The following is a 23535-nucleotide window of genomic DNA, read 5'->3' on the forward strand; positions in this document are numbered from 1 at the left end:
GCGCCGAACGTGACGCGAGCGCCGGTCGGGGTCCCACGCAGGTGACGCGGCGGGCGGTGCGCACGACCGCTGCCGCCTGCGCCGGCTTCTTCCTCTGCCTGTACGGGTGGGACCGGCCGGTGGCGGCGACCTACGCCCTGTTCACCGCGGTGTCGATGGCCGCCCTGTCGCACATCCCCGGCACCGGCCGGCAGCGGGCGGGCGTCCTGGTCCGGGTGGCGCCGCTGACCGCTCTGCTGGTGGTGGCCGGCACCTGTCTCGCCGTGCGGACCTGGACCGCGGTGGTCGGCATGCTGGCCATCGGCTTCCTGCTGGCCTTCGCGGCCGTGGCCGGCCCCAGGGCCGCCGGGGCCGCCCCCGGCCTGCAACTCCTCTACATCCTGCCGAGCTTCCCGCCGTTCGCGCCCGACACGCTCGGGGAGCGGCTTGTGGGCACCGGCCTCGGGCTGACCCTGCTGGTGCTGGCCGAGGCGTTCCTGCTGCCCGAGCCCCGGGGGACCCCGTACCGGCGCCTGACCGCCACCGCCGCGAGCACGGCGGCACACTGCGTCACGGAGCTGGACCACTCCCCCTACGCGCTCTCCTCGTCCTCCACGGCGGCCGCCCGTGCGGCCGGCCAGTCGCTGCGGCCGTCCCGGACCGACCCTGCGGAGCGGCCGGCGGGCCCGGGCCTGCGGGACCGCGCCCTCGCCCACGCGGGGCTGGCCTCACGGACCCTGCTCGCCCGGCTGGCGGACCTGCCGCCTCCGCCGCCCGGGCGGCCGCCGACCGGTCAGCGGACCGAGGTGCTGACCGCCGTCTGCGCCGCCGCGACCGAGACCGCGGAGCTCCTCACCGGCCCGCCCGCGGGCCCGGGGGCGAGCGCGGGCCCGGGGGCGGCCCGGGGTGCGGCCGATGAGCTGCGCCGGGTACGGGACGAGCTCGCGGCGGCCGACGACCAGCCGACCGTTGCCGCTCAGGGCCGGCGGCGGGCGGCACTGCTGGAGCTGGCGGACGCTGCCGCGGCGCTGTGCACGGCCGCCGAACTGGCCGTGTTCGGACGACGGGCCCGGCCGCCGACGGGCCGGGAACCGGGCCGGTTCTGGTACGCGGGCCGGCGGGCGCCACGGCTGTGGTGGCACCGGCTCGCGGCCCACGCCCGGCCCCGCTCGGTCTACTTCCAGAACGCCGTGCGACTGGGCCTGGCGCTCGGCGCCGCCCGCACCGTGGCCGGGGTGGAATCCCTGCCGCACGGCTTCTGGGCCATGCTGGCCGTCCTCTCGCTGACCCGCACCACGGCGTCCCAGACCGGGGCGACGGTCCGTGCGGCGCTGACGGGCACCCTGATCGGCGCCCTGGTGACGGCTGCGGTGCTCGCGCTGGTCGGCGGGCACACGACCGTCTACGCGGTGGCCCTTCCCCTGGTCATGCTCCTCGCGTTCCGGATCGGGCCGGTGCGCGGGGTGGGCTGGGCCCAGGGGATGTTCACCCTGGTGGTGGCCTTCGTCTTCGCGCAGCTGGCGCCGGCGACGTGGAGGCTGGCCGGCATCCGGATCCTGGACGTGCTGGTCGGCAGCCTGCTGGGCGTCCTCTTCGGGCTCCTCGCCTGGCCGCGCGGGGCCCAGCGGGAGCTGCCCAGGGCTGTCGGCACGCTCCTGACCCGGGCGGCGGCGACCGTCGAGGAGACCTCGGCCGCGGTGGCGGCGGGCGGACGGGGGCGGGTGCCCGAGGACCGGGAGCTGCAACTCGCCCTCTCCCTCGCGGAGTCGGCGTACGCGGAACGCCAGAGCGAGCCGCGTGACGACGCCGGAACCGCACCGGACTGGCAGGCGCTCATGATCATCGGCCACCACGTACTGTGGGGCTCCCGCCGGCTCCTGACCCGCGGCGGCCCGGGCCCCGACCCGCCCCAGCGCACCCGGCTCCACGCCCGCGCCGAGGAGGTCGCCGCCCTCCTGCGCGCCACCGCCGCCGAGACGTCCGACCGGCGCGGCGCCCCCCGTGCGGGCGCGGGAGCGGCCGGTTCCCCCGCCGGGACCTCGGACACGCCCGTGGGGACACCGCCGGCCGCGCCGGCCCCCGACCCTGCGACGGAATCCGCCCCGGCACGCTATTTCGCCGCGCTGACCTGGCTGGACGCGCTCGACGCGGACGTGGCGCGGATGACGGCGCGGGCTGATCCGGCCTGATCCGAAAGACAGGGCCTCGCCGCGTGGCATGCGAGCGTGCCCGCCCTCGGAGAGGGCGGGCACGGGGATCGGAAGCGGTCGGTCAGCAGGGACGGATGTGGTAGACGGGCGTCCAGGACGCGGTGCCCGTGCCCTTGGCCACGTGGGACCAGCGCTCGCTGCCGTCGCTGTTGTAGAAGCGGGCGCGGGTGCCGGGGGTCTGGTTGTTGTTGAAGGTTCCGTCGCCGATGCCGTCGAAGTCGTAGTAGCCACAACGGTAGTAGTCGTAGTTCACGCCGCGCCCGTCCGTGATGCACAGGTGCCCGTCGTTACAGGCCCGGGGGGCGTTCGGGGCGGCCAGGTCGCGTGCTTCGGCCTGTCCGGGCGCGGGAACGGTGACGGTGCCGCCGGGGACGGCCAGGGTGTTCGCCGAGGTCTGGCGGGCCTGCGGGTTCCGGGCGACGACGGCGGCGACCCGTTCCCGGAGCTGCGCGGCCTGCCGGTCGGTGAGGCCGGCGGCCCGTACCTGCTCGGAGTAGGTCTGCTGGTCGTTCGGGGCGATGGGGGGCGCGGCGTGGGCGGACAGCGCGGGGCCTGCGATCAGGGCCGCGGCGGCCGCCAGAAGTCCTGCGGAACGGCGGAGCGGAACACGCTTCAACGTCTTCTCCCAAGGTCGGCTGTGCCCCTCGTCCGAGGAGCGAGGCCACCCTTTCCACCCCGGCGTCCCTTCAATGACCCCTGGCGAGGGCACGCCACACGGGACACGAACGTCACCGGCGCACGCGCCGTCCGAGCGACCCGACGACACCTCGTCAGGCCGCCCTCGCACTACCGCACCAGCCTCATCGTGCGGCTGTCGGAGCGGGCGGGGCCGAACCGGGGGGCGGGGCCTGGCAGGGAAGGGTGACGGTGACGATGATTCCGCCGTCCTTGCCGGCCCTCGTCTCGCTCCTGACCGAAACGGTGTAGGGATCGGAGCGGTCGTGGGCGGCCTCGAAGTCCCCGCTGGACTCGTCGGACGCGTCGGCCGAACCGAACTCGCCCGGGGCGATCTCGAATCCCTCGCCCGCGAGCTTCTCCAGGAGTGCCCGAAGGCTCCCGGGGCGCCGGTCGTCCGTGACCTTCAACTGGACGGGCGACACGAGCCGGTACGGCTCACCGGCGTCGGCTATGCCGGTCCCCCGCCCCGGGCACCTGTAGTAGGCGATGGGGAGGACCCATGGATTCAGCTCCAGACCCGTCAGTCGGCGCACGTGCTCCTGGACCCGCCCCGCCCGGGTCAGCGCCGCATCCCGCGACTCGACCCGCACCGGCTCACTCGGCGCTCCCGATCCCCCGCCCCCAAGCCCCACGAGCGAGCACCCACCGAGCACCAGGCCACCCGACACCACCAGCACGGCCGCCCGGACCGCCCGCGAGCCTGTCTCGTACGAAACGGTCGTCGATCTCTTGAACAAGTGCGCTACTCCCCCACCAACACGTGCGTGTTCGGCCGTCCGGATGCTAGACACCACCGGACGGGCTCCGCACGTGATTATGGCGATGGCTCAGCCCGCTTCGAGTGCCGCCCGCAACGCCTCCTCCGTGGGGGCGATGACCACCGCGTCCCCCTGGAGCTCGGCAGGAAGGTGGCGACGGTCGTTCTCGTGGAAGATCGCCGTCCTGCCGTCCTGGGGAACGATCGAGGCTCCCAGGGCTGCCGCCAGACGGGCGAGCACGCCGAACATCGCGCCACGGGCGAAGTGCGTCGCCGTCACGCAGTCCATCCCGCCGTCGCCGTGACGCTCGTGGTAGAGGTCCGCCTCGCCCCCGTCCTCCGCGCGGAGCTGGGAGAAGCCCTCCTCCGGGCCGCCCACCACGACGTACGGCTCCGTCGCACGCCGGAAGCGTTCGGCGTCCAAGGCGGCGACCTCGCCGTCCACGAAGCGGAGCAGGAAGATGCTGTAACTCACGGGGACACCCTGTCATCGTCATGATCCACCGGACAGGGACGCACCCCGTAGCGTCATGCCGAGCGGGTCCGGTTCCGTCCGTACACCTTGGAGGCTGTGATGCGGGCAGGTGTCGTGGTCAGCGCGCAGCCCGGCGTGGAGGACCTCGCCGCACGGGCCGAGGAGTTGGGGCTGCACAGCTTCTGGGTCAACGACACGCCGATGGTCCACGGCGATCCGTTCGTCGCCTTGGGCCTGTGCGCGAAGGCCACCAGTCGCATCAGGCTCGGCATCGGCGTGACCTCGCCGGCGTTGCGTTCGGCCCCGGCCGCCGCGAGCGGGCTCGCCAGTCTCAACGCCCTCGCACCGGGCCGGATCGTCTGCGGCGTCGGCACCGGGAACACCGCCCGGCGCACCCTGGGCATGCGGCCGACCACGACGGCGAGGCTGGAGCACTTCGTCGCCGCGCTGCCGGACCTGTGCGCCGGACGCCCGACCGAGTACCGCGAGGGCGACCGGGTGCGCGAGATCCGCTTCCTGCACGGCGGGGCGCACGTGAACACCGCCGACCCGATCGAGTTCGTCGTGGCCGCGCTGCTCGGACCGAAGGCCGCCGCCGTCGCGGGCCGCCGCGGCACCGGGCTCGTCTCCTTCGGCCTGCTCGACCCCGCCGCCTGGCACGCGCTGCACGAGGCCCGCCGCCGCGCCGCCCGCGCCGCGCACCTCGAGCCCGACGCCCCCAAGGACTCGTACGCGGTCACCGCGCTCCACCTCCTCGACGAAGGCGAGGACCCCCACGGCGACGCCGCCCGGGACGCCACCGGACACCTGGTCCTGTCGCTGCTGGCCTTCGCCGCCGACACCGTCGCCGAGAAACCCGCCCTGGCCGAGCAGCTCGGCCCCGAGGCGAACGAGGCGGTGCGGCGGCTCCTGGTCCGGCGCGGCACCACCGCCACCGCGCCGGACCGGCACACCCGGCTCTACCCCGGCTACCTCGGGCGGATCGCGCCGCGGGACCGGGACCTGGTGCTGCCCTCCCTGATGCGCACCCTGGCCCTGGTCGGCACCCGCGACGACCTCCTCGACCGCATCGCCGCCCTGGAACGGGCCGGCGTCGACGAACTCCTCATCCAACCGGTGGTCGACCCGCCCGCCGAGATGGCCCGGCTCGCGCGGCTCCTCGCCTGAGCGAGGCCGTCTCCGTATCCGTCTCCGTATCCGGCCACTGCTCCGCATGCCGGAAGCGCACACCGCGGCTAGTGTCAAGGAGCACTCCGAGCTGCCGTGAGGGCGTTCCGCTCGCGACGGCACGGTCGTGTGCGCGCCGGTCCCAGGGGCAAGAAGGAGCGTGGTCGGTGTGTCTCGGAACCGTCGGCTGATCCTGAGTCCGCCGTCCACTGTCTGGGGCCTGCTGTCGGCCGGGCATCGCTACGGGGAATGGGTCACCGGGACCCAGCAGGTCGTCTCCACGGACCCCCACTGGCCGGACGTGGGTGCCCGCCTGCAGGTCCGGGTCGGCGTCGGTCCCCTCGTGCTCGACGACACGTGCGTCGTCCGCATCTGCGAGCCGCAGCGTCGTCTGGAGCTGGAGGCGAAGGCGGGCCCCTTCGGCGCGGCGCGCATCGCCATGAAGCTGATCCCCTGGGCCGAGAGCACCCTCTTCGTCCTCGACTGGCACCCCCTGCGGGGACCCGGCACCCGCATGCACGGGTTCCCGGTGGACTACGTGGTCTCGATCCGCAACGGCATGATGCTCACGAAGCTGGCCCGGATCGCGGTGAGCGAGCAGCGCGCCGGCACCGGCAATGGCACCGGCACCGGCACGCACGCTGACGACGGCGCCGCGCCAGGGGGAACGCGCAGCCGTTGAGTTTCGCGAGCCAGGCGGTTCCCCGCGCCGACCCCGCTCGCGGCAGTGTGCCGGGCTCCCCCGTGTGTCACCCATCCACCCGGCGTCGAATTAATCTAAATTGCCCGTTTATGCGAGGAAATGGAATCAGCCGTCGATCGATTCTCAAGGCCATCCCCGTCGTCCTCTCGGCGGCGCCGGGCGGGCTTCTGGCCGGGCGGAGCGCGGTGGCGGCGCCCACGGCGTTTCCGCAGCCCGTCGTGGTGACCTCCCGGTCGGTGCCCGGCCGGCCCGCGCCGGTGGTCGACCAGGTCCTCGACGTCCGGTTCACGGACATCTCCGTCCCGGGCTACGGCCCCGTGTCCACGCGCACGTACAACGGCGCGCTTCCGGGGCCGACCCTGCGCGTACGCGCCGGGGACACGCTCCGGCTGACGCACGTCAACGGCCTGCCGCCCAACCCTCCGCACATCCGCGACTCCCACGCGCCGCACCACCCCAACAGCTTCAACCTGCACACCCACGGAATGCACGTCTCCCCGTCCGGCGACGCCGACAACGTCCTGCGCGAGTTCGCCCCGCGCAGCGACGACGAGGTCGCCGCGGGTGCCGCCGAGCCGCGGTACGTCACGACCATCGACGTGCCGGCCGACCACCCGGCCGGAACCTACTGGTACCACCCCCACCTGCACGGATCCACGGCCGAACAGATCGTGGGGGGCATGGCCGGGGTGATCGTCGTCGAGGGCGACGTCGACGACGTCCCGGAGATCAGGGCCGCCGCCGACGTCGTCGTCTGCATCAACGAGTTGAAGATCAAGGACGGCAAGGTCCCCGCCTTCACCTCGGGCCGCTGGGTGAGCGGCATTCCGTCCACCTTCACCGTCAACGGCACCGTCAACCCGACCATCACGCTGCGGCCCGGGGAGGTCCAGCGATGGCGGCTGGTCGCCGCGACCGCGTTCACCTCCCTCCGGCTCGCGATCACCGGGGACGGCGGCAGCACCCTGCTGATGCACCAGATCGCCCAGGACGGCATCACCTTCGCGAAACCGGTCGCCCTGACCGAGGTGGGCATGGTCATGGGCAACCGCGCCGACGTCCTCGTCCGGGGCGACACGCCCGGCACCTACACGCTGAAGTCGGCGGGGGCGTCCGCCCCGCTCATGACGGTCCAGGTGACGGAAACACCCGTCGAACCGCCGATGGAGCTGCCGGCCTCGCTCCCGCCGGGAAGGCCGTTCCTGCACGAGGAGGACATCACCCTGCCGGGCACGGACCGCGAGGTCGTCTTCCACGCCGACTCCGGCGTCTTCACCGGGGACTTCCCGAACGCGTACCGGATGCTGGGCACCCAGGCCACCCCCGCGGCCGATCCCTCGGGTGACCTGTCACACGACCCGGCCTACGGGCTGTTCGACCCCGGCTACACCAACCACACCCTGCGCCTGGGCACGGTCGAACGCTGGACCGTCCGCAGCGACGAGAGCCTGCCGGCGCTCAACCACCCCTTCCACCTGCACACGAACCAGGTCCTCCTCACCCACCGGAACGGCACGCGGCTCGACCCTCCGGTCTGGCACGACACCATCGGCATCCCCGGCGGCGCACCCGGCCAGTCCGTCACCTTCCTCGTCCGGTACGAGGACTTCACCGGCCGCGCCGCCGCCCACTGCCACCAGCTCCACCACGAAGACCTCGGCATGATGCAGACCGTCGACTACGTCGCGGGGGGATGACCTCGCGGCGGGCGCCGGGACGTGGAGCGAGCGGGGGACGAGGAAGGGCGGAGCGTGGGCGGACGGGTGTCAGGTGACCAGGTGGCCGAGATCGCGCTGCGGTCGTGTTCCTGCGGCGGCGAGATGGCCGGACTGGAGCGGCACCTCGCCGGCCGGCCGGGAGTGCGGTCGGTGACGATCGACCGGACCACGGCGACCGCCCACCTCGGCTTCGACCCCGCCGTGACCGGTGCGGACCGGCTCACCCGGGACCTGGAACGGGCCGGGTACCGATGCGACTGCGCGGCCTGTCCGGACTCGTGCTGCCAGCCGGGGCACCCCGCCGTCGGCGCGGCCGACGAACGGGACCCGCGCGCCACGGGGCCGGGCTCCCCACTCCGTACGGCCCATGCGGGCCATGATCGCTCCGCCCCGCCCGCCCCGGCCGCCCCGGCCGGGGCGCCGTCCGCACATGACGCACACGACGCACACGCCGGGCACGCCGGGCACGCCGGGCACGGTGCGGCGGCGGTCGACGACATGCTCCGCCGGTTCGTCGTCTGTGCGGTGCTCACGATCCCGATCGTCGTGTTCTCACCGATCGGCCACAGTCTCGGCGTCGAGGTCGAACGGCCGCTGGGGCTGCCGATGGCATGGTTCGGTCTGATCCTGGCCACGCCGGTGGTGTTCTGGGGCGGCCGACCGTTCCTGTCGTCGGCCGCGCGGTCGCTGCGCCACGGCGATGTCACGATGATGACGCTGATCTCCGTCGGCGTGCTGGTCGCCTACCTGTACTCGGTGTTCGCGACCCTCGCGGGGCAGGAGGACGTGTTCTTCGAGGCCGCGGCGATGCTGACCACGCTGAGCCTGATCGGGCACTGGCTGGAGATGCGCTCCCGGTTCGCCACCGGCCGTGCCGTGGAGGCGCTGCTCACCCTGGCGCCGCCGACCGCGCGCGTACGCCGTGGCGGCGCCGAGGCCGAGGTGGCGCTGGACCAGGTGGTCGTGGGCGACGCCGTCGTGGTGCGGCCCGGGGAGAAGGTCCCGGTGGACGGCACGGTCGGCGAAGGCGCCAGCTACGTCGACGAGTCGATGATCACCGGTGAGCCGGTGCCCGTCGCCAAGACGGCGGGCGACCGGGTGGTGGGCGGGTCCCTCAACACCACGGGCGCGTTCACGTTCACGGCGACGGCCATCGGGGCGGACACCGCGCTGGCCCGGATCGTCCGGATGGTCCGCAACGCGCAGGCCTCCAAGGCCCCCGCTCAGCGCCTGGCCGACCGGGCCGGCCGCTACCTGGTCTTCGTGGCGCTCGGGGCGGGGCTGGTCACCTTCCTGGTGTGGAGCGTCTTCGGCAGCGACCACGGCGTCGGGTTCGCGGTGACGGCGGCCGTCTCCGCGATCGTCATCGCCTGCCCGGACGCCCTCGCCCTGGCCACTCCCACCGCGATCACCGTCGGCATCGGGCAGGGCGCCCGTGGCGGCGTGCTGTTCAAGAACGCCACCGCTCTGGAGAACACCGCGGTCATCACGGCCGTCGTGTTCGACAAGACCGGCACGCTCACCGAGGGCAGGCCTGCCGTGACCGACGTCGTGGCCGCGCCGGGTCTGGCGGACGAGCGCGTCCTGGCGGCGGCCGCGGCGGTGGACCGGCAGTCCCAGCACCCGCTGGCCGAGGCGATCGTGGACGCGGCCGGCACCCGCGGCCTGGCCCTCGCCCCGGCGACCGGATTCGACTCCGTGCCCGGTCACGGCGTCACGGGGCTCGTCGACGGCGTCACCGTCCTCGTCGGCAACCTGCGCCTGATGCGGCGCGAGGGCGTCGACGCCTCGGCCCTCACCGAGACCGCCGCCGCTCTGGCGGCCTCCGGCAGGACCGCGATCTACGTGGCCGCCGACGGCAAGGCGCTCGGGCTGATCGCGGTCTCCGACCCGGTCCGCGCCACGGCCCCGACCGCCGTGTCCCGCCTCCGCGAGCAGGACATCAGGACCGTCATGCTCACCGGCGACCAGCGCGGTACCGCAGAAGCAGTCGCGGCGGCCACCGGCATCGACACCGTCATCGCCGAGGTGCTCCCCGAGGACAAGGCCGCCGACATCACCGCCCTGCAGGACGGCGGCGCCCGCGTGGCCATGGTCGGTGACGGCGTCAACGACGCCCCCGCCCTCGCCCGGTCCGACGTCGGCATCGCCATCGGCGCCGGCACCGACGTGGCCGTGGAGACCGCCGACGTCGTCCTCGTCCACGACGACCCGGCCGCCGTCTCGTACGCCGTCACCATCGCCCGCGCCACCCGCCGCAAGATCAAGCAGAACCTGTTCTGGGCCGCGATCTACAACCTGCTCGCCATCCCCGTCGCCGCGGGCGTCCTCTACCCGAGCCTGGGGATCCAGCTCCGCCCCGAGTGGGCCGCGCTCCTGATGAGCGCGTCCACCGTCATCGTCACCTTCAACGCCGTCCTGCTGCGCAGACTCCGGCCGCCGACGCACTGACTCACCGACGACCGAGGGGCGCCGGCGAGGGCCGGAGACCCGCCGTCCCCGAACGCACGGCCCGGGGCCCGCCTCTCGGCGGACACCGGGCCGGTCGGCAGGGCTGGGATCAGCAGGCGCCGAGGTCCTGCCAGACGCCCCACTGGCCGGTGGTGCCGGGCTCCTCGCCCGTCGTCCACCACTTGGCCTTCCAGGTGTGACCCTTGTGCGAGACCTGCTGGCCGCCGGTGTACACGCTGGAGGAGACCCAGGGGGCCGCCGTGCACTGCGTGGCGCCGCCGGTGACGGTCAGGGAGAGGACAGCCGCGTGTCCGGCCGAGGGGCTCGCTCCGTTGACCACGACCTGGTAGGTGCCGGAGACCGTGGCGGCCGTGGTGTTCACGGTGAGGGTCGAGGAGCCGCCCGCCGTCACCGAGGCCGGGCTGAGCGTGGCGGTGACGCCCGCGGGCAGGCCGCTGACGGTGAGGTTCACCGTCTGGGCCGTGCCGGCGGTGACGGCCGTCCGCACCGTGGCGGAGGTGGACCCGCCGGCGGTGACGGTGGCGGAGGCCGGGGTGGTGGTCACCGAGAAGTCGTCGGCCGGGGTGGTCGTCCCGCTCGTGAAGGGGGCGAAGATGTGCGAGAAGTCCCAGGTGTTCTGCTGGATGCCGGAGCAGCCGTCGGCGGCCGCGCCGCCGGGGCAGCTGCCGTTGTCGCGCTGGAGCGCCCAGAACGAGAGGGTGTTGATGCCCTTGGAGACCGCCCAGTCGTAGACCGTGCGGGCGTTGGCGAGGGTGAAGGTCTCGGCCGGTCCGAAGTCGTCGACGCCGATCATCTCGATGATGCCGACCATGCCCCAGAGCTGGGTGGACGTCTTCGTGGGGTAGAGCTTGGCGAGCTGGTCGTAGAGGCCCTGGGCGGCCGTCTTGGTGTCCGCGGCCATGTCGTGGGCGGCGTTGTCGTAGTAGTCGAAGGTCATCAGGTTGACGACGTCGACGCGCGCTCCGTTGGTCACGGCGTTCTTGAGGACCGCGAGCCCGCTCGCGGCGAGCCCGCGGGTGGTCGTCGGCAGGGTGTACGAGATCTGGATCTGGCGGCCGTTGGCGGCGGCCCAGTCCTGGACGAGCTTGATGGCCTTGTTGCGGCGGTCGATGCCGGCGGCGTTGTCGAGGGAGTCGACCTCGATGTCCATGTCGAGCCGCGTGATGTCGTAGGTCGTGATGACCTTCTCGTACACGGCGGCGATCTGGTTGACGTCGGTGCAGCTGTCGGCGATCTCGGTCCCGGTGGTGTCGGCCGTGTAGCCGCCGAACGAGGGGATGACGTCGCCGCCGCGGGACTGCATCGTCTTGATGTCGGCGCCGAACGAGGACTGGGCGATCGGCAGTCCGGTGTCGCCGTTCCAGTACGCGGTGCAGGACCCCTTGGTCGCCGTCTGGAGGAACGCCATCGTGAGGTGCTTGGCGCCCGACTGCGCGCTCAGGGCGGCGGGGCTCTCCCCGGTCCAGGACTCGAAGTAGGGGGCGAAGACCCGGGCGGGGAGCGGTGTCGCCGCCTGCGCGGGTGCGGTGGCGACGGCGGAGAGGCCGAGGGCGGCCACGGCGGTCACGGCGGCGGTGAGCGCCGATCGGAGCGAACGTCTTCTCATGGCAATCCAATGACTGTGGGGGGGGTGCGGGGTGCGCCAACGCCGTTGTCGCGCACGACTGTTGCGATACGGAGTAACCCCGTAGCCATGGGCACGTCAATGGCCTGGACCAAACTTGGACTAGACCAATTTCGCGATTCGTTGCGTGGTACATCCAGCCGGTGCGGGCGGGCGCTGGGGAGATGCGCGCGGGCGGACGGATTGGTCCAGCGAGCCAGGAATCGACGGCGTGCCCGCCGCCGGAGGGTTCCCGGGGCACGACGCCCGCCGTCCGGGCCACTCGCCCGGTCGCGCCGATCGAACCGCTCGCCCCGATCGAACCGCTCGCCCCGATCGCGTGGCTCACCCCGGTCACGCCGATGACGACTCCCGTGGATCGCCCCGGCATCCGAGTCACGGCGGTATGGACGGGGTATCGCTTCCCTTGCCCGGGCCACGGACCATACTGGTCGGGCCCTCATCACCCACCGAACGGTTCCATGGCCAAGAACAGCACCTCATCGACCACCGTCCCCGACACCGCGTGGCTCGGGCGGGGGCGTCACCTCGGGTCCGAGCCCGAGCGGGACGTCCGGCGCAACCTGATCGCCCTCAAGGCGGCTCGGGTCATCGACGACTTCCTGGACCTCGACCCGGTCGAGGCGGCGAAGTCCACCGACCTCTACCCCCGGGAGGCGTCCGCCGACCCCGGCCCCTCGGCCCGCCGTCTCTTCGAGGCGCGCTGGCGGGTGGCCGACGACGTCACGGTGCGGGCGCAGCTGACCACGTTCGACCCCGAGTCCCGCCGCGCCGAGCGCGACGGGGTCACCTGGGTCCTCGCCGCCGAGGCGGAGCGGGCGTGGGACGCGGGCTGGCTCTCCCCGGCCACCGTGTTCTGGCCGGACAGCGAGCAGGTTCCGTGGGACCACGAGATGGTGCCGGGCGTGCGTCTGCGGACGGCGAACCACCTGCCGAGGGACGACGACGAGTTGCGCCGCCTTCTGCGGGACTGCCCGCGGCAGAGCTGGGCCATCCACGTCCTGGTGCACGAGGCGATGACCCCGGACACCTTGGGGCGGCAGCCGATCACGGCGTTCCTGCCCCCGAGCCTGCGGCACCGGGTGGTCGAGCACCGGGCCACGCCGGACCAGGCGCTGACCGCCGACTTCGCGATGAAGCGCGCGCTGGGGGTGGGGATACCGCGCGGCGGCGCCGTCGTCCTGCCCACGGTGCCGGAGACACCCGGCTACGACGCGCAGCGCTTCACCGTACGCAACGTCTTCCTCGACGGCACGGAACCGACCGAACTCCTGGCCAGGATCACCGAGTTCGCCTCCCTCCCGCTGCCCATGCCGCCCGACGCCGAACAGGCCCTCACCCGGCTGCGCGAAGGCTGGCACCTGCTCACCTCCGACGAGGAGCTGGTCCACGCCCGGGCCATGGTCACCCGGTACGCCAAGTCGCTCGAGGCCATGACGGCGTCCTGCGACCTGTACCGGGAGGCCGCCGAGTCAGCGCTCGCCGCACTCGCCGAGGCGACCGGCGGTGACGGCGCCCCGCGGACGGCCCCGCCGGCGGCGGCCAAGCAGGACAGCTCGCCGCTGAAGTCCTTCACGAAGACGCTCGGCCTCTTCCGGGGCCCGGGCAAGTAGAGCCGGACGGAGGCCGGCAGCGCCCACGCGTTCGGTCTGACGCACGGGCGCTCAGGTCCGTCATCCGGGAACGGGCGACGGAGCTGCCACCCGATGGCCGCTGGAACCGCTGGACACCTGGAACACCTGGAGGGTTCGACGATGCGAAGCGCCTACGCGGGCGCACGGCGGCTGGTTCTCGGGGGCGCTGCCGTGCTCGCCGTTCTCCCGCTCGCGGCCTGCGGCCAGGCCGGGCCCCGCACCGACCCCCGGCCCTCCCTGACGGCACCGACCCCGACTGCCGCGGTCCCCGGAGCATCCTCCGCCGGCGACTTCCAGCGGCTGGAGCGCGCGTACGGGGCACGGCTCGGGGTCTACGCGGTCGACACCGGCAGCGGGCGGGAGGTGCTCCACAACCACACGGAACGGTTCGCCTACGCCTCCACGTTCAAGGCGCTGGCCGCCGCCGCCGTCCTGCGCTCCCACTCGCCGAGCGGAATGGGGAAGGTGATCCGGTACTCCGGGGAGCAGCCGGTCGACCACTCCCCCGTGACCGAGAAGCACGTCGAGACCGGGATGACGCTCCACGAGTTGTGCGACGCCGCCGTGCGCCACAGCGACAACACCGCGGCCAACCTCCTCTTCGACGCACTCGGCGGCCCGAAGGGCCTGGCAGCCGCGCTGCGGGAGGTGGGCGACACCACGACCGTCGTGGAGCGCCGCGAACCGGAGCTCAACCAATGGGCCCCCGGGGCCACACGGGACACCACCACGCCCCGCGCGATCGCCGGCGACCTGCGGGCCTTCGTCCTCGGAGACGCCCTCGGCCCCGCCGAACGCGCGCAGCTCACGACCTGGCTGCGGACCAACACCACCGGCGACGAGCTGATCAGGGCCGGAGTGCCGGCGGGGTGGGTGGTCGGTGACAAGAGCGGCGCAGGCGGTGACTACGGCGTCCGCAACGACATCGCCGTGCTGTGGCCTCCTGACGCCGCGCCCATCGTCATGGCGATCATGTCGAACCGGGGTACGGAGGAGGCCGATGACGACAACGGGCTCATCGCCCGAGCCGCCTCCGTGGCGGTCGCGGCACTGTCCTGACGGCGTACGTCACCGCCTCCACGACCTGCGGCGGGGCCACGAGCCTGCGGCGCTCCCCCGCCGTGCAGAGGCCGGTCCCGCGCACTGCCTCCCGTACCGACGCGTCACGCGCCGCCAGCGGCTGCGGTCGGCGATCGACCTGGCTGCGATGCCGATGACGGCACCGGTCCGTGTGGAGCGCACAGGCGCCCGGTCCATGGACCGCGGCCAGTCCGAGCCTCAGCACCGACGCCAGTGCCTTTCACTCGCCGTACGGCTCTTCCGTACGGCTCTCCCCTACGGCTCTCCCGCAAGGCCTCCCGTACGGCTCTCCCGCAAGGCCTCCCGTACGGCTCTCCCGTGGCCGGCCCCGGCCGGTGTCAGTGGCTCCTGGCACACTCCACGCCATGCCTGTCACGCTCACCTGCGCGCGCTGTGGCCGCGACTTCACCGCTCCGCCTTCCCAGGCCGGGAGGAAGTACTGCTCGCAGCCGTGCTTCCGGTCGCAACAGGCCGAGGACACCGCGTGGGTGACCCGCTCGTGCGGCCACTGCCACCGGGAGTTCCGGCTGCGGGGCAAGGCGGCGGCGGCGACGCGGGGTGCGTACTGTTCGCACACCTGCCGGCAGGCCGCGACGGGACGGCGGGCGCGGCGGTGCGCGCAGTGCGGCGCCGAGTTCTTCCCCAAGACGCCGAACAACCCGGTCGGCACCCTGCGCGGGCGGTTCTGCTCGAAGACCTGCTCGGGGTTGGCGCAGCGGACCCGGGTGGCGCGCTCGTGCCGCCAGTGCGGTGCCGGGTTCGAGGTCAAGGTCTCCCGTGTCGGGTCCGGCCGCGGGCAGTACTGCGGCCGGACCTGCCAGGCGATCGCCGAAGGCACCGAGGAGCGGTCCTGTCTGTCCTGCGGGAGCTCGTTCCGGGCGGTGCGGAGCGTGGTCGAGAAGGGGTGGGGCCTGTACTGCTCGCAGGCCTGCACCGCGCGTCGTGTCGCCTGCACGTGCCGGGTGTGCGGTGCCGCCTTCACCGTGAAGGAGTCGGTGGCGGCCGAGGGCGGCGGTACGTACTGCTCCGACGGCTGCCGCTCGATCGGCGCGCGGCGCCGGGTCGGCAAGCGGTGCCCCGTGTGCGAGGTCGAGTTCGAGGTTCCGGCGTCGCTCGGCCGGGTCAGGCGGACGTGTTCGAGGACGTGCAGGGCGACGTTCCTCGGCACGGATCCCGAGCGCCTCGCCGTTCTGGCCCGGGCGCGCCACGACCAGCTGTCCTCCCGTGCTCCGACCCGGCCCGAGCGGATCCTGTACGCCTTGCTGGACGACCTGGTCGCGGAGGACGACCGGGATCTGTCGTGGCAGGCGCAGTACCGCCTCGACCGGTGGACGGTCGACGCCGCCGTCCCCGCGCTCCGGCTCGTCCTGCAGGCGGACGGCGACTACTGGCACGGCCTGCGCCCGGAGTGGCGGGAGGACCCCCGGGTGCAGAGGAACATGGCCAGCGACGCCTACCAGAACCGGAAGCTGTCCGAGGCCGGCTGGCGCGTCCTCCGCTTCTGGGAGAGCGACCTGCTCCGCGCCCTCCCCGCCTGCGCGGACCGCCTGCGCGCCGCGCTCGCGCACGGCCCCGACGAGGACCCCGTTCGCGGTCCGGGTGCGTAGCCGGCTACCGCTGCCCGACCCGTGCGCGACCGGTCGCCCGGCACGGGGGCCCACCGGATCGTCCGGAGCCCGGGACGTCAGGGAACCGGTCGGTCCCGTTGCTCCGGGTCAGACGGCCCCGCGTGGGTCGAGCGGCAAGTGCCAGAGGTTGCGGCGGTGGGCCGAGTCGTACGTCGCGAGGAGCGGGGACGGCGGCACGGCCAGTACGGGGCAGGCGGCGTGCGCCTGGCAGTAGCGGGCCACCGAGGGGCGGACGAGGCGGCGCAGGGGACCGCGGGCCCCGGTGCCCACGACGAGGAGGTCGTCCGGGTCCTGGGCGGTGTCGACGAGTGCCACGCCCGGGGTGGCCCTGATGGTGAGGCCATGAAGCGGGGTGTCCGGGCGTCCGGGCCCGAACGCCGTGTCCAAGGCCTCGCGCAGCCGCTCGCGGGCGGCATCGCGGCACAGCCCCGGCACCGGGTCGTCGGCCACGTGACGGCCCCCGAATCCGCCGCCGGGTGCCTGCCAGGCCAGCACGGCCCACAACTCGGCCCGCCTCAGGCGGGCTTCCGCGGCAGCCCGGTGCAGGGCCGACAGACAGCCCAGGCTTCCGCTCACCCCGACCACTATCTTCGCCACGTCCCTCTTCCCCTCCCCCGCGTGGTGCGCCGCCCCCCGCGACGGCGCGGCTCCCGCGTCCTCCGTGGACACGCGGGTCCCATACAAGGACGCCGCCGGCGCTCCGGGGCCCCTCCCTGACGCGTTTCTGACAGCGCGGGGCCCGGCCATGACGCGTTTCTGACACCGTGGGCCGGACAGTGTCGGCCGCCGGCCGTCAGCGGGCCGTATGGCCGACGGAGTTCACCGTCAAGATCGCGTCAGGGCGGGTCCCGAGGAGCGGCGGCGGGAGCATAGCTTCGGTGGTCCGCCCGGAGCGCCCCGGCGTTCCGGGCGGCGCGACCCGCCGTTCGAGGCTCCTCAAGGAGGGCCCCATGTGCCTGTTCACGTACGACAACGACCCCGAGCCCGAGGAACGGGACACGGCCGGACCCCTGTACGTCCCGGTCCGGCCGGGATCGGCCGAGGTGGCCGTACGGATGTTCCGTACCCCCCTGGGCGTGCGCACCGCGGTCGGATTCACCACCCACGACCGGCTCGCCGAGACGCTCGGAGCGGACCAGCCCTGGGTGCGGCTCGACGAGGCCGTTCTGCGGGTGATCTCCGCGCCCGTCGGGGCGGCACTGGTGACGGTCGACCCGACGCTCACGGCTCCTCAGGCCACCGGATCCCCGGCCCCCTTCACGCCCTCCGTGGACTCGGTGGACTCGGTGTACTCCGTGAGCTCCGTGAGCTCCGTCGTCGTCTCGGACGCGGAGGCCGCCGGGGGCTCTGTTCGGTCCACGGCGGCCTGAGAGAGGCGGGGCCGGGGACGCCCGCCGCTCAGCCGGCCGGCAGTTCCCTCCCCGTTCTCCCTTCCCGCTCCACCATCGCCCGGAAGCTGCCCGCGGGGCGTCCCGTGACGCGCTGGACGGCGTCGGTGACCCGGTCCTCCGACCCTTGGGCGATGGCGCGGTCCATGTCGGCCAGGAGGGTGGCGAACTCCCGTGGCATCAGCGCGGCGAGGCGGTCGCGCAGGTCTTCGTAGGACAGCGGGCGGTGGGTCACGGTCCTGCCGGTGGTCTCGGTGAGGACGGTGGCGATGTCGTCGTGGCTGAGCGCCTCGGGCCCGGTGAGGACGAGGTCGGAGCCGGGGGCGTGCTCGTCGGTCAGGGCGTGTACGGCGACGGCGGCGATGTCCTCGGCGTCGACGAAGCCGATCCGGCCGTTGCCGGCGGCGGTCCTGAAGGTGCCCTCGGTGCGGATGCTCTCGGCGTGGAGGTGGCTGCCGGTGAAGTTCTGCATGAACCAGGACGGCCGCAGGACCGCCCACTCGTCGAAGAGGGCCGGGAGTTCCCGGTGCACCGTCCCGACGGCGGGGCCGCCCGCCGGGATCGACGAGGCGCTCAGGAGGACCGCTCGCCGCACCCCCGAGGAACGGGCCCGGCGCAGGAAGGGGAGGACCACCGCCGCCGGGTCGGGATCGCCGACGGGCGGGATCACGTAGAGGCGGTCCACGCCGTCGAGCGCGGCCCCGTGGGTGCCGGAGTCGTGCCAGTCGAAGGCGACGGGCTCGGCGCCCGAAAGCGTGGTGGCCCTGCGGCTGGCCGCCTTGACCCCGTGGCCGGCGGCCACCAGTCGCGCGGCGACGCGGCTGCCGGTGGTCCCCGTGGCACCCGTGACCAGGACGGCGGGGCCGCCCGCGGCGGTCATCGTCCGGTCCCGGCGTTGTCGGCGGCGGTGTCGGGGGCGGTGCCGGCCGTGACGGCGTTGGCGGCGTTGGCGGCGTTGGCGGCCGCGGCGGTGCCCGCGCCGGGATCGGAGCCGAAGCCCGCGCCCGCGTCGGCCTCCAGGGCCGTGAGGGGGTTCCAGTAGTCGCGGTACGACGTGATGCGGCCCTCCTCCACGGTGACGACGGCGACGTACGTCATGTCGAACGGGGCTCCGGTGCGCACCAGTCGTCCGACGCCGCGCATCTCGACCACGATGGTCCGCGGATCGTCGGTCCGGTGGACGCGCAGGTCGCTCTCGGGGAAGTCGTGGAGGGCGATGTGTTCGGGATAGGGCCGCATGTAGTCGCCGACGGCCGCCCGCCCCTCCAGCCGTCCGGGGCGGCCCGGCGGCGCGAACGGGAACTCCATCACCCCGTCGTCGGCCCACAGGTCCACCCACCCGGCGATGTCCTCGGCGAGCAGAAGCCGCAGGCCGTGGCGGAACAACTCCTCGGGGGAACGGGAGGTCGTCTCGGACAGGGGTGTGGCCAGGGGCATGGGTGTCCTCCACCTCGTAGAATGTGGACCCGGGGTCCGCTTTCGACGATACGGACCCTGGGTCCGTTTTTCAATCGCCGATGGGAGGGCACCATGCCCGAGCGCCAGCCCCGCAAGGACGCCGCCCGCAACCGACAGGCCGTCCTGGAGGCCGCCGACGCCCTCTTCACCCGCTCCGGCAGCGCCGAGGACCTCACGATGGCCGAGATCGCGACGGCGGCCGGCGTCGGCAAGGGCACCCTCTTCCGCGCCTTCGGCGACCGCGCCGGGCTCCTCCGCGCCCTGTACGAGACGCGGCTCGAACCGCTCCGGGAAGCCGTGACGGCAGGACCCCCGCCCCTGGGAACCTCGACTCCGCCGCGGGAGCGTGCGGTCGCCCTGCTGGACGCCATGCTGTGCTTCAAGCTCGACAACCGCCCCCTCGCGCTGGCCCTGGAGGAGAGCGGCAGCGGCGGGCCGTACGGGGCGGAGCAGTACGGACGTTGGCACGCCCTGCTCCGGGACGTACTGGAACAGGTCCCCGGCCTGCCCCATCCCGGGTTCACGGCCCACGCCCTCCTCTCCGTCGTGCGGGCCGACCTCGTCGAGCACCTGGCCGGCCGCGAAGGCGTACCGCGCGAGCAGCTGAGGGACCGACTCGCCGACTACGTCAGGGGCGTCGTGAACCGGGGAGGCGCGGCGAGGTAGCACCGAGCAGCCCGAACACCGACCCGCCCCCGGGGCGCCACACCGGCGTCACTTGATGCCCGTGTCACCCAGGGTCTCCAGCACCTGGCGCAGACCCTCGGCGGTCCTGTCGACGAGGTCGCGGTCCACGTCGGCGAGCAGCTGCGCGTAGTTCGCCAGGTGGTCGGCGAAGGCGGCCCTGGTGACCTCGTGACCGTGTTCGGTGAGGCGGATCTTGATGGTGCGCCGGTCGTCCCCCTCGCGCACCCGCTCGACCAGACCCTTGGCCTCCATCCTGTCGATGCGGTTGGTGATCGCTCCCGAGGTCACCATGGCCGCCTTGAGGAACGCTCCGGCGGTGAGCGTGTACGGCGGCCCCGAACGCTGCAGCGTGGTGAGCACGTCGAACTCGCCGTGCTCCACTCCGTGCGCGGCGGCCGAGGCCTTGGCGGACTTGTCGACCACCCGGGCCAATCGCTGGATCCGGCCCAAGAGCTCCACCGGCCAGAGGTCCTCCACCAGGTCGGGGCGCTCCTCGGCCCACTGGCCGATGATCGCGTCCACGGCATCGCTCATCGCCGCCACTCCTCTCCATGTTCATCTTCTCAACGTTAAGACACTTGACGTTGAAAGATCAGAGCTGCTTTTATCTCAACGTTGAGATTATCAAGGCTGAACGACAGGAGCACGCCGATGCCCGGGCTCGCCCGCCACCTCCCCGGACCCACCGCCGAACACGCCCAGGCACCCGCCCCCTCAGCCGGAGGGACTGCCGCCCCACCACGCCAAGTCCCGGCTTTCTGGCTCGCGTTACTCGCCACCCCGGTCGCCGCGAGCGCCAACAGCCCGGTCCTGATCCTTCCCGACATGGCCGGCTCGCTCGGCATCCGTACGGCGACGGCGACCTGGCTCGTCACGGTCTTCGCCTGGGCCATGGCCGTCGGCACCCCGCTCATGGCGGGCCTGCTGCGGCGCCGCGGCCTCGGCACCACGCTCCGGCTGAGCGCGGCGCTGATCGTGGCCGGCACCGCCGTCGTCGCCGTTGCGCCCTGGCTGCCGGTCGCCATGACGGGCCGGGCGGCGCAGGCGGTGGGCGGGGCGGGCCTGATCACCGCGGCGATGAGCCTGGCGGGCTCGGTCCGCCGCATGGGAGTGATCACGGCGGGCTTCGGGACGCTGGGTGCGGTCGGCCCGCTGCTCGGTTCGGCCGTCGCGGGCGCGACCTCCTGGCGGGTGTCCCTCGCCGTCGGCGCCGTCGCCCTCCTGGCCCTGCCGGCCGTCATGCGCCGCGCCGACCTGTCCGCACCCCCGCGCAGCACCCCCTTCGACGGGCGGGGCGCCGCCCTCCTGGTCCTGACCGCGACGGCCTTGGTGCTCGTCCCCCGCTACCCGCTCCCGGCCGTCGCCGCCTCGCTGCTGACGGGCGCGGTCCTGGCCCTGCACATCCGGTCCCACCCCACGGGCTTCGTCCCCGCGGCGCTGCTGCGCAGCCGCGCCTTCGTCCTCTCCGCCCTGCTCGCCTGCACCTTCGCGACCTCGTACTTCACCCTTCTCTTCACCGTCCCGCAGCTGCTGCGCGACCGCACGGACTGGACGACCTCCACGATCGGCACCGGCCAGCTGGTGGCACTCCTCGCCGGCTCGGCGCTCTCCATGGTGCTGGCCGCCGCCTCGTCCCGACTGGGCCGCCCGCGGGTGCTGACGCTCCTGCTCACCGTCGGAGCGCTGGCCCCCCTCACCGCCGTACTGACCCCCTGGGCACCGCTGCTCCTGCTCGTCGCGACGCTCGCCGTCTTCACCACGAGCGCGGGCCAGGCCACGCTCGCGGTCTACGCCACCCAGGCGGCGCCGGCCGCTCAACGCCCCACGGCGATCGGCCTGTTCAACCTCTGCTACCAATTGGGCGGCGCCTTCGGACCGGCTGTCGCGGCCCTGATCACGCTCGGCGCCTGACGCCCCCCGTCCCAAGTCCCCTTCCCTCTCTCCCTCCTCCACTCTCAGGAAGTCACCCATGAACGAGAACGCACCCACCGAGCCCACGACCACGACCGTTCCCCCTCTCGCCGCGATGCTCACCCGGCACGCCGATGCCGAGACCTGTGCCGACCCCAGCAGCGTCATGACCCTGCTGGCCGAATCCGGCGGCGCCGACGGCGCCGGGGGCGGATTCACGAGCTACCGGTCCACCTTCGCCGCGGGTGCGGCAGGTGCACCCGCCCACTTCCACACCCGCGCGTCCGAACTCTTCTTCGTCATCAGCGGCGCCCTGCAGGTCCTGGTGGGCGAAGAGGTCACCGTGCTCGAGGCGGGCGACTTCCTCGCCGTTCCGCCGCACACCCCGCACGCCTTCGCGGCCGCCCCGGGCCGCGAGGCGGACGTCCTGTTCGTCTTCACCCCCGGAATGGGCAGGTTCGACTACCTGCGCCTGCTCGGCCGGGTGATGCGCGGCGAGGCGGACCCGAAGGAGATCGCCGAGTCCTCGGAACGCTACGACAACCACTACGTCGACAGCCCGGTCTGGCGCGCGGCCCTGGAGCGTTCCGCATGATCGACGCCACACCCCGGATCCGGGTGGCCCGGCGCGTGTCCGACCGGACGGTCGTTGCCGCCGTGCGATCGTGGCGGTGTGGCGCATTCCGAAGGTGAGAAGGGCCGGCACGGGGTCGGGCTGACGCTGACGTCCGCGGCGTTCCTGTTCCTGCTGCTCCGGCTCTTCGCCGTCGCCGGATACGAGTGGCACACCGCCTTCGCGGTCCTGCACACCGTCGACCTGAACGACAGCCTCGGCATCGTGCTGGGCACGGTGATGGCCAGCTCGGTGATCTCGGCCGTGTTCATCGCGGCGCTCACCCCCGTCGCGCTCGTCAGCCTCCTGGAGAGCCGGCGGGGCTTCGAGGAAGCCAAGCGGCGGGAGCGGGAAGGCGCCGAGCACAGGGCACCGGATCTCACCGGCACGGTGCTGCTGACGATCCTGCTGGTGATGATGGTCGCCTACCTGTGGAGCTTCGACGCCTGGTGGCTGCCGCTCATCGCGGCCGCCACCACCGTCGTGTACTTCGCCCTCGCACACGGCGCCCGAGCCGAGGGGAAGCGCCGGCGGGCCGCCCTCTGGGCCGGCCGCCACCTCGGCGTGCTGCTCCTCGTCGGCCTGCTGGTGGGCGCGGCCACCAGCAGGACTCCCTGGGTGCCGCTGGAGGAGATCGGCCTGCGCGACGGGGCGGTGCTGCGCGGGTACGTCATGCAGGACGAGCCCGGGTCCTTGAAGGTGCTGACCGAGAAGGACCGGGACTTCCTCATCCTCATGGACCCCGACGTGGCCTCACGCGAGGAACTCGGCCTGCACTGACCGCCCCCGGCCGCCACACACCACGCCGCGTCATGACGCATCCCGCATCACACGCGTCACGCCGTCGCGTCGGGCCCCGCCAGCTGCTCCGCGAGCTCCTTCTCTCTCTCCTCCGACAGCGAGGTCTTGAGGACGGTCCCGCCGAAGGGCGCCATCGCCGCGGCGAACCGGGCCTCGGTGACCTCGGATGCCATGACGACCACGGCCGCCGAACCCGGGCTGAGCAGCTCCTGGACCTTGCCGCGGAACCTGCCGTCCACGCCCATCTGGTTGAGCTTGCCGATGAGGCCGCCGACCGCGGCACCCACCACGCCCATCACCGGAGTGAGGATCACCATGCCGAAGACCATGCCCCACAGCGCCCCGGCCGTCGCCGAGAGGGCCACCTCCTCACTCCTCGCCGGCGTGTCCACATGGGTCGTGCCGTCCTCGTCCACGGTGACGACCGCCAGGCCGGCCAGGTCGACGACCTGGGCGTCCTTCAGCTTCCGCACCTCCGCGAACGCCTTGCGGGCGACCGCGTGATCCTCGTAGCCGAGGACGATGAGCTCGGACATCCGTCTCTCCTTCGGG

General features: G+C 73.4%; 21 protein-coding genes and 1 pseudogene. 13 read left to right on the forward strand and 9 right to left on the reverse strand.

The features are described 5' to 3' along the window. The first annotated feature begins 56 nt into the window (after positions 1-56). Positions 57-2168, forward strand: a complete 2112-nt coding sequence (locus ABD981_RS38260; RefSeq protein ID WP_046907836.1) for an FUSC family protein — start codon at positions 57-59, stop codon at positions 2166-2168. A gap of 82 nt (positions 2169-2250) precedes the next feature. Here ABD981_RS38260 and ABD981_RS38265 read toward each other — a convergent pair whose 3' ends face one another. The 3 genes from ABD981_RS38265 to ABD981_RS38275 all read right to left on the reverse strand — a co-directional run bounded on the left by ABD981_RS38265 (position 2251) and on the right by ABD981_RS38275 (position 4099). Further along, positions 2251-2805, reverse strand: a complete 555-nt coding sequence (locus tag ABD981_RS38265; RefSeq protein WP_046907764.1) for a hypothetical protein — start codon at positions 2803-2805, stop codon at positions 2251-2253. A gap of 184 nt (positions 2806-2989) precedes the next feature. Further along, positions 2990-3661, reverse strand: a complete 672-nt coding sequence (locus ABD981_RS38270; protein ID WP_165590929.1) for a hypothetical protein — start codon at positions 3659-3661, stop codon at positions 2990-2992. 33 nt (positions 3662-3694) lie between these two features. Beyond that, positions 3695-4099, reverse strand: a complete 405-nt coding sequence (locus ABD981_RS38275; protein ID WP_046907766.1) for a hypothetical protein — start codon at positions 4097-4099, stop codon at positions 3695-3697. A 99-nt stretch (positions 4100-4198) separates the two neighbouring features. Between ABD981_RS38275 and ABD981_RS38280 the strand changes: the two genes are divergently transcribed. The 4 genes from ABD981_RS38280 (at position 4199) to ABD981_RS38295 (ending at position 10138) form a co-directional block, all read left to right on the forward strand. Beyond that, positions 4199-5266, forward strand: a complete 1068-nt coding sequence (locus tag ABD981_RS38280; protein WP_046907767.1) for an LLM class flavin-dependent oxidoreductase — start codon at positions 4199-4201, stop codon at positions 5264-5266. Positions 5267-5435: 169 nt separating this feature from the next. Next, positions 5436-5948 carry an SRPBCC family protein gene (locus tag ABD981_RS38285; protein WP_240495208.1) on the forward strand — a complete coding sequence of 171 codons (513 nt, stop codon included), beginning with the start codon at positions 5436-5438 and terminating at the stop codon, positions 5946-5948. A 242-nt stretch (positions 5949-6190) separates the two neighbouring features. Then, a complete protein-coding gene (locus tag ABD981_RS38290) occupies positions 6191-7666 on the forward strand; it encodes a multicopper oxidase family protein (RefSeq protein WP_165590930.1) in 1476 nt (491 codons plus the stop codon). An 81-nt stretch (positions 7667-7747) separates the two neighbouring features. Beyond that, positions 7748-10138: a heavy metal translocating P-type ATPase gene (locus ABD981_RS38295; protein ID WP_205628160.1), complete on the forward strand. Its 2391-nt coding sequence runs from the start codon at positions 7748-7750 to the stop codon at positions 10136-10138. 109 nt (positions 10139-10247) lie between these two features. Here the strand turns inward: ABD981_RS38295 and ABD981_RS38300 are convergent, their stop codons facing one another. Further along, positions 10248-11765, reverse strand: coding sequence for a glycosyl hydrolase family 18 protein (locus tag ABD981_RS38300; protein WP_046907769.1), 1518 nt, complete (start codon positions 11763-11765; stop codon positions 10248-10250). A gap of 479 nt (positions 11766-12244) precedes the next feature. Here ABD981_RS38300 and ABD981_RS38305 point away from each other — a divergent pair, with 479 nt between their 5' ends. The 3 genes from ABD981_RS38305 (at position 12245) to ABD981_RS38315 (ending at position 16104) form a co-directional block, all read left to right on the forward strand. Next, positions 12245-13396 (forward strand): hypothetical protein, encoded by a 1152-nt coding sequence (locus tag ABD981_RS38305; protein WP_046907770.1) that lies wholly within the window; start codon positions 12245-12247, stop codon positions 13394-13396. Positions 13397-13537: 141 nt separating this feature from the next. Next, positions 13538-14476, forward strand: a complete 939-nt coding sequence (gene bla, locus ABD981_RS38310; RefSeq protein ID WP_046907771.1) for a class A beta-lactamase — start codon at positions 13538-13540, stop codon at positions 14474-14476. 386 nt (positions 14477-14862) lie between these two features. Beyond that, positions 14863-16104 carry a DUF559 domain-containing protein gene (locus ABD981_RS38315; protein ID WP_123954461.1) on the forward strand — a complete coding sequence of 414 codons (1242 nt, stop codon included), beginning with the start codon at positions 14863-14865 and terminating at the stop codon, positions 16102-16104. A 108-nt stretch (positions 16105-16212) separates the two neighbouring features. Here the strand turns inward: ABD981_RS38315 and ABD981_RS38320 are convergent, their stop codons facing one another. Then, positions 16213-16722 (reverse strand): universal stress protein, encoded by a 510-nt coding sequence (locus ABD981_RS38320; protein WP_240495209.1) that lies wholly within the window; start codon positions 16720-16722, stop codon positions 16213-16215. Between the two features lie 353 nt (positions 16723-17075). On the opposite strand from ABD981_RS38320, the gene ABD981_RS38325 reads away from it, so the two are divergent. Beyond that, the gene (locus ABD981_RS38325) at positions 17076-17495 is read left to right on the forward strand and encodes an SAV_915 family protein (protein ID WP_240495210.1); all 420 of its coding nucleotides are present in this window, start codon (positions 17076-17078) and stop codon (positions 17493-17495) included. A gap of 28 nt (positions 17496-17523) precedes the next feature. Here the strand turns inward: ABD981_RS38325 and ABD981_RS38330 are convergent, their stop codons facing one another. Both ABD981_RS38330 and ABD981_RS38335 read right to left on the reverse strand, forming a co-directional pair. Beyond that, a complete protein-coding gene (locus tag ABD981_RS38330) occupies positions 17524-18393 on the reverse strand; it encodes an NAD(P)H-binding protein (RefSeq protein WP_046907772.1) in 870 nt (289 codons plus the stop codon). A gap of 125 nt (positions 18394-18518) precedes the next feature. Further along, a pseudogene (locus ABD981_RS38335) lies at positions 18519-18950 on the reverse strand (nuclear transport factor 2 family protein); the annotation flags it as partial. Positions 18951-19043: 93 nt separating this feature from the next. On the opposite strand from ABD981_RS38335, the gene ABD981_RS38340 reads away from it, so the two are divergent. Next, complete coding sequence (locus ABD981_RS38340) at positions 19044-19637, forward strand: TetR/AcrR family transcriptional regulator (protein WP_046907773.1); 594 nt, start codon at positions 19044-19046, stop codon at positions 19635-19637. A gap of 48 nt (positions 19638-19685) precedes the next feature. On the opposite strand, the gene ABD981_RS38345 is transcribed toward ABD981_RS38340, so the two are convergent. Continuing rightward, the gene (locus ABD981_RS38345; RefSeq protein ID WP_046907774.1) at positions 19686-20192 is read right to left on the reverse strand and encodes a MarR family winged helix-turn-helix transcriptional regulator; all 507 of its coding nucleotides are present in this window, start codon (positions 20190-20192) and stop codon (positions 19686-19688) included. 117 nt (positions 20193-20309) lie between these two features. Between ABD981_RS38345 and ABD981_RS38350 the strand changes: the two genes are divergently transcribed. The 3 genes from ABD981_RS38350 to ABD981_RS38360 all read left to right on the forward strand — a co-directional run bounded on the left by ABD981_RS38350 (position 20310) and on the right by ABD981_RS38360 (position 22962). Continuing rightward, positions 20310-21569, forward strand: coding sequence for an MFS transporter (locus tag ABD981_RS38350; protein WP_046907775.1), 1260 nt, complete (start codon positions 20310-20312; stop codon positions 21567-21569). Positions 21570-21627: 58 nt separating this feature from the next. Next, positions 21628-22164, forward strand: coding sequence for a cupin domain-containing protein (locus ABD981_RS38355; RefSeq protein ID WP_046907776.1), 537 nt, complete (start codon positions 21628-21630; stop codon positions 22162-22164). 78 nt (positions 22165-22242) lie between these two features. Further along, on the forward strand, positions 22243-22962 hold the full coding sequence (locus ABD981_RS38360; RefSeq protein ID WP_123954464.1) for a hypothetical protein: 720 nt from the start codon (positions 22243-22245) through the stop codon (positions 22960-22962). 56 nt (positions 22963-23018) lie between these two features. On the opposite strand, the gene ABD981_RS38365 is transcribed toward ABD981_RS38360, so the two are convergent. After that, a complete protein-coding gene (locus ABD981_RS38365) occupies positions 23019-23519 on the reverse strand; it encodes a DUF1269 domain-containing protein (protein WP_046907777.1) in 501 nt (166 codons plus the stop codon). Between the last annotated feature and the right edge of the window lie 16 nt (positions 23520-23535).

The organism is Streptomyces showdoensis (genome assembly GCF_039535475.1).
In the GTDB taxonomy this organism is placed as follows: domain Bacteria; phylum Actinomycetota; class Actinomycetes; order Streptomycetales; family Streptomycetaceae; genus Streptomyces; species Streptomyces showdoensis.

Excerpts from the sequence above, each read along its gene's own strand:
- ABD981_RS38315 (WP_123954461.1), top strand. The coding sequence starts at position 14,863 with ATGCCTGTCACGCTCACCTGCGCGCGCTGTGGCCGCGACTTCACCGCT.
- bla (WP_046907771.1), top strand. The coding sequence starts at position 13,538 with ATGCGAAGCGCCTACGCGGGCGCACGGCGGCTGGTTCTCGGGGGCGCT.
- ABD981_RS38355 (WP_046907776.1), top strand. The coding sequence starts at position 21,628 with ATGAACGAGAACGCACCCACCGAGCCCACGACCACGACCGTTCCCCCT.
- ABD981_RS38325 (WP_240495210.1), top strand. The coding sequence starts at position 17,076 with ATGTGCCTGTTCACGTACGACAACGACCCCGAGCCCGAGGAACGGGAC.
- ABD981_RS38305 (WP_046907770.1), top strand. The coding sequence starts at position 12,245 with ATGGCCAAGAACAGCACCTCATCGACCACCGTCCCCGACACCGCGTGG.
- ABD981_RS38365 (WP_046907777.1), bottom strand. The coding sequence starts at position 23,519 with ATGTCCGAGCTCATCGTCCTCGGCTACGAGGATCACGCGGTCGCCCGC.
- ABD981_RS38300 (WP_046907769.1), bottom strand. The coding sequence starts at position 11,765 with ATGAGAAGACGTTCGCTCCGATCGGCGCTCACCGCCGCCGTGACCGCC.
- ABD981_RS38340 (WP_046907773.1), top strand. The coding sequence starts at position 19,044 with ATGCCCGAGCGCCAGCCCCGCAAGGACGCCGCCCGCAACCGACAGGCC.
- ABD981_RS38280 (WP_046907767.1), top strand. The coding sequence starts at position 4,199 with ATGCGGGCAGGTGTCGTGGTCAGCGCGCAGCCCGGCGTGGAGGACCTC.
- ABD981_RS38350 (WP_046907775.1), top strand. The coding sequence starts at position 20,310 with ATGCCCGGGCTCGCCCGCCACCTCCCCGGACCCACCGCCGAACACGCC.
- ABD981_RS38345 (WP_046907774.1), bottom strand. The coding sequence starts at position 20,192 with ATGAGCGATGCCGTGGACGCGATCATCGGCCAGTGGGCCGAGGAGCGC.
- ABD981_RS38330 (WP_046907772.1), bottom strand. The coding sequence starts at position 18,393 with ATGACCGCCGCGGGCGGCCCCGCCGTCCTGGTCACGGGTGCCACGGGG.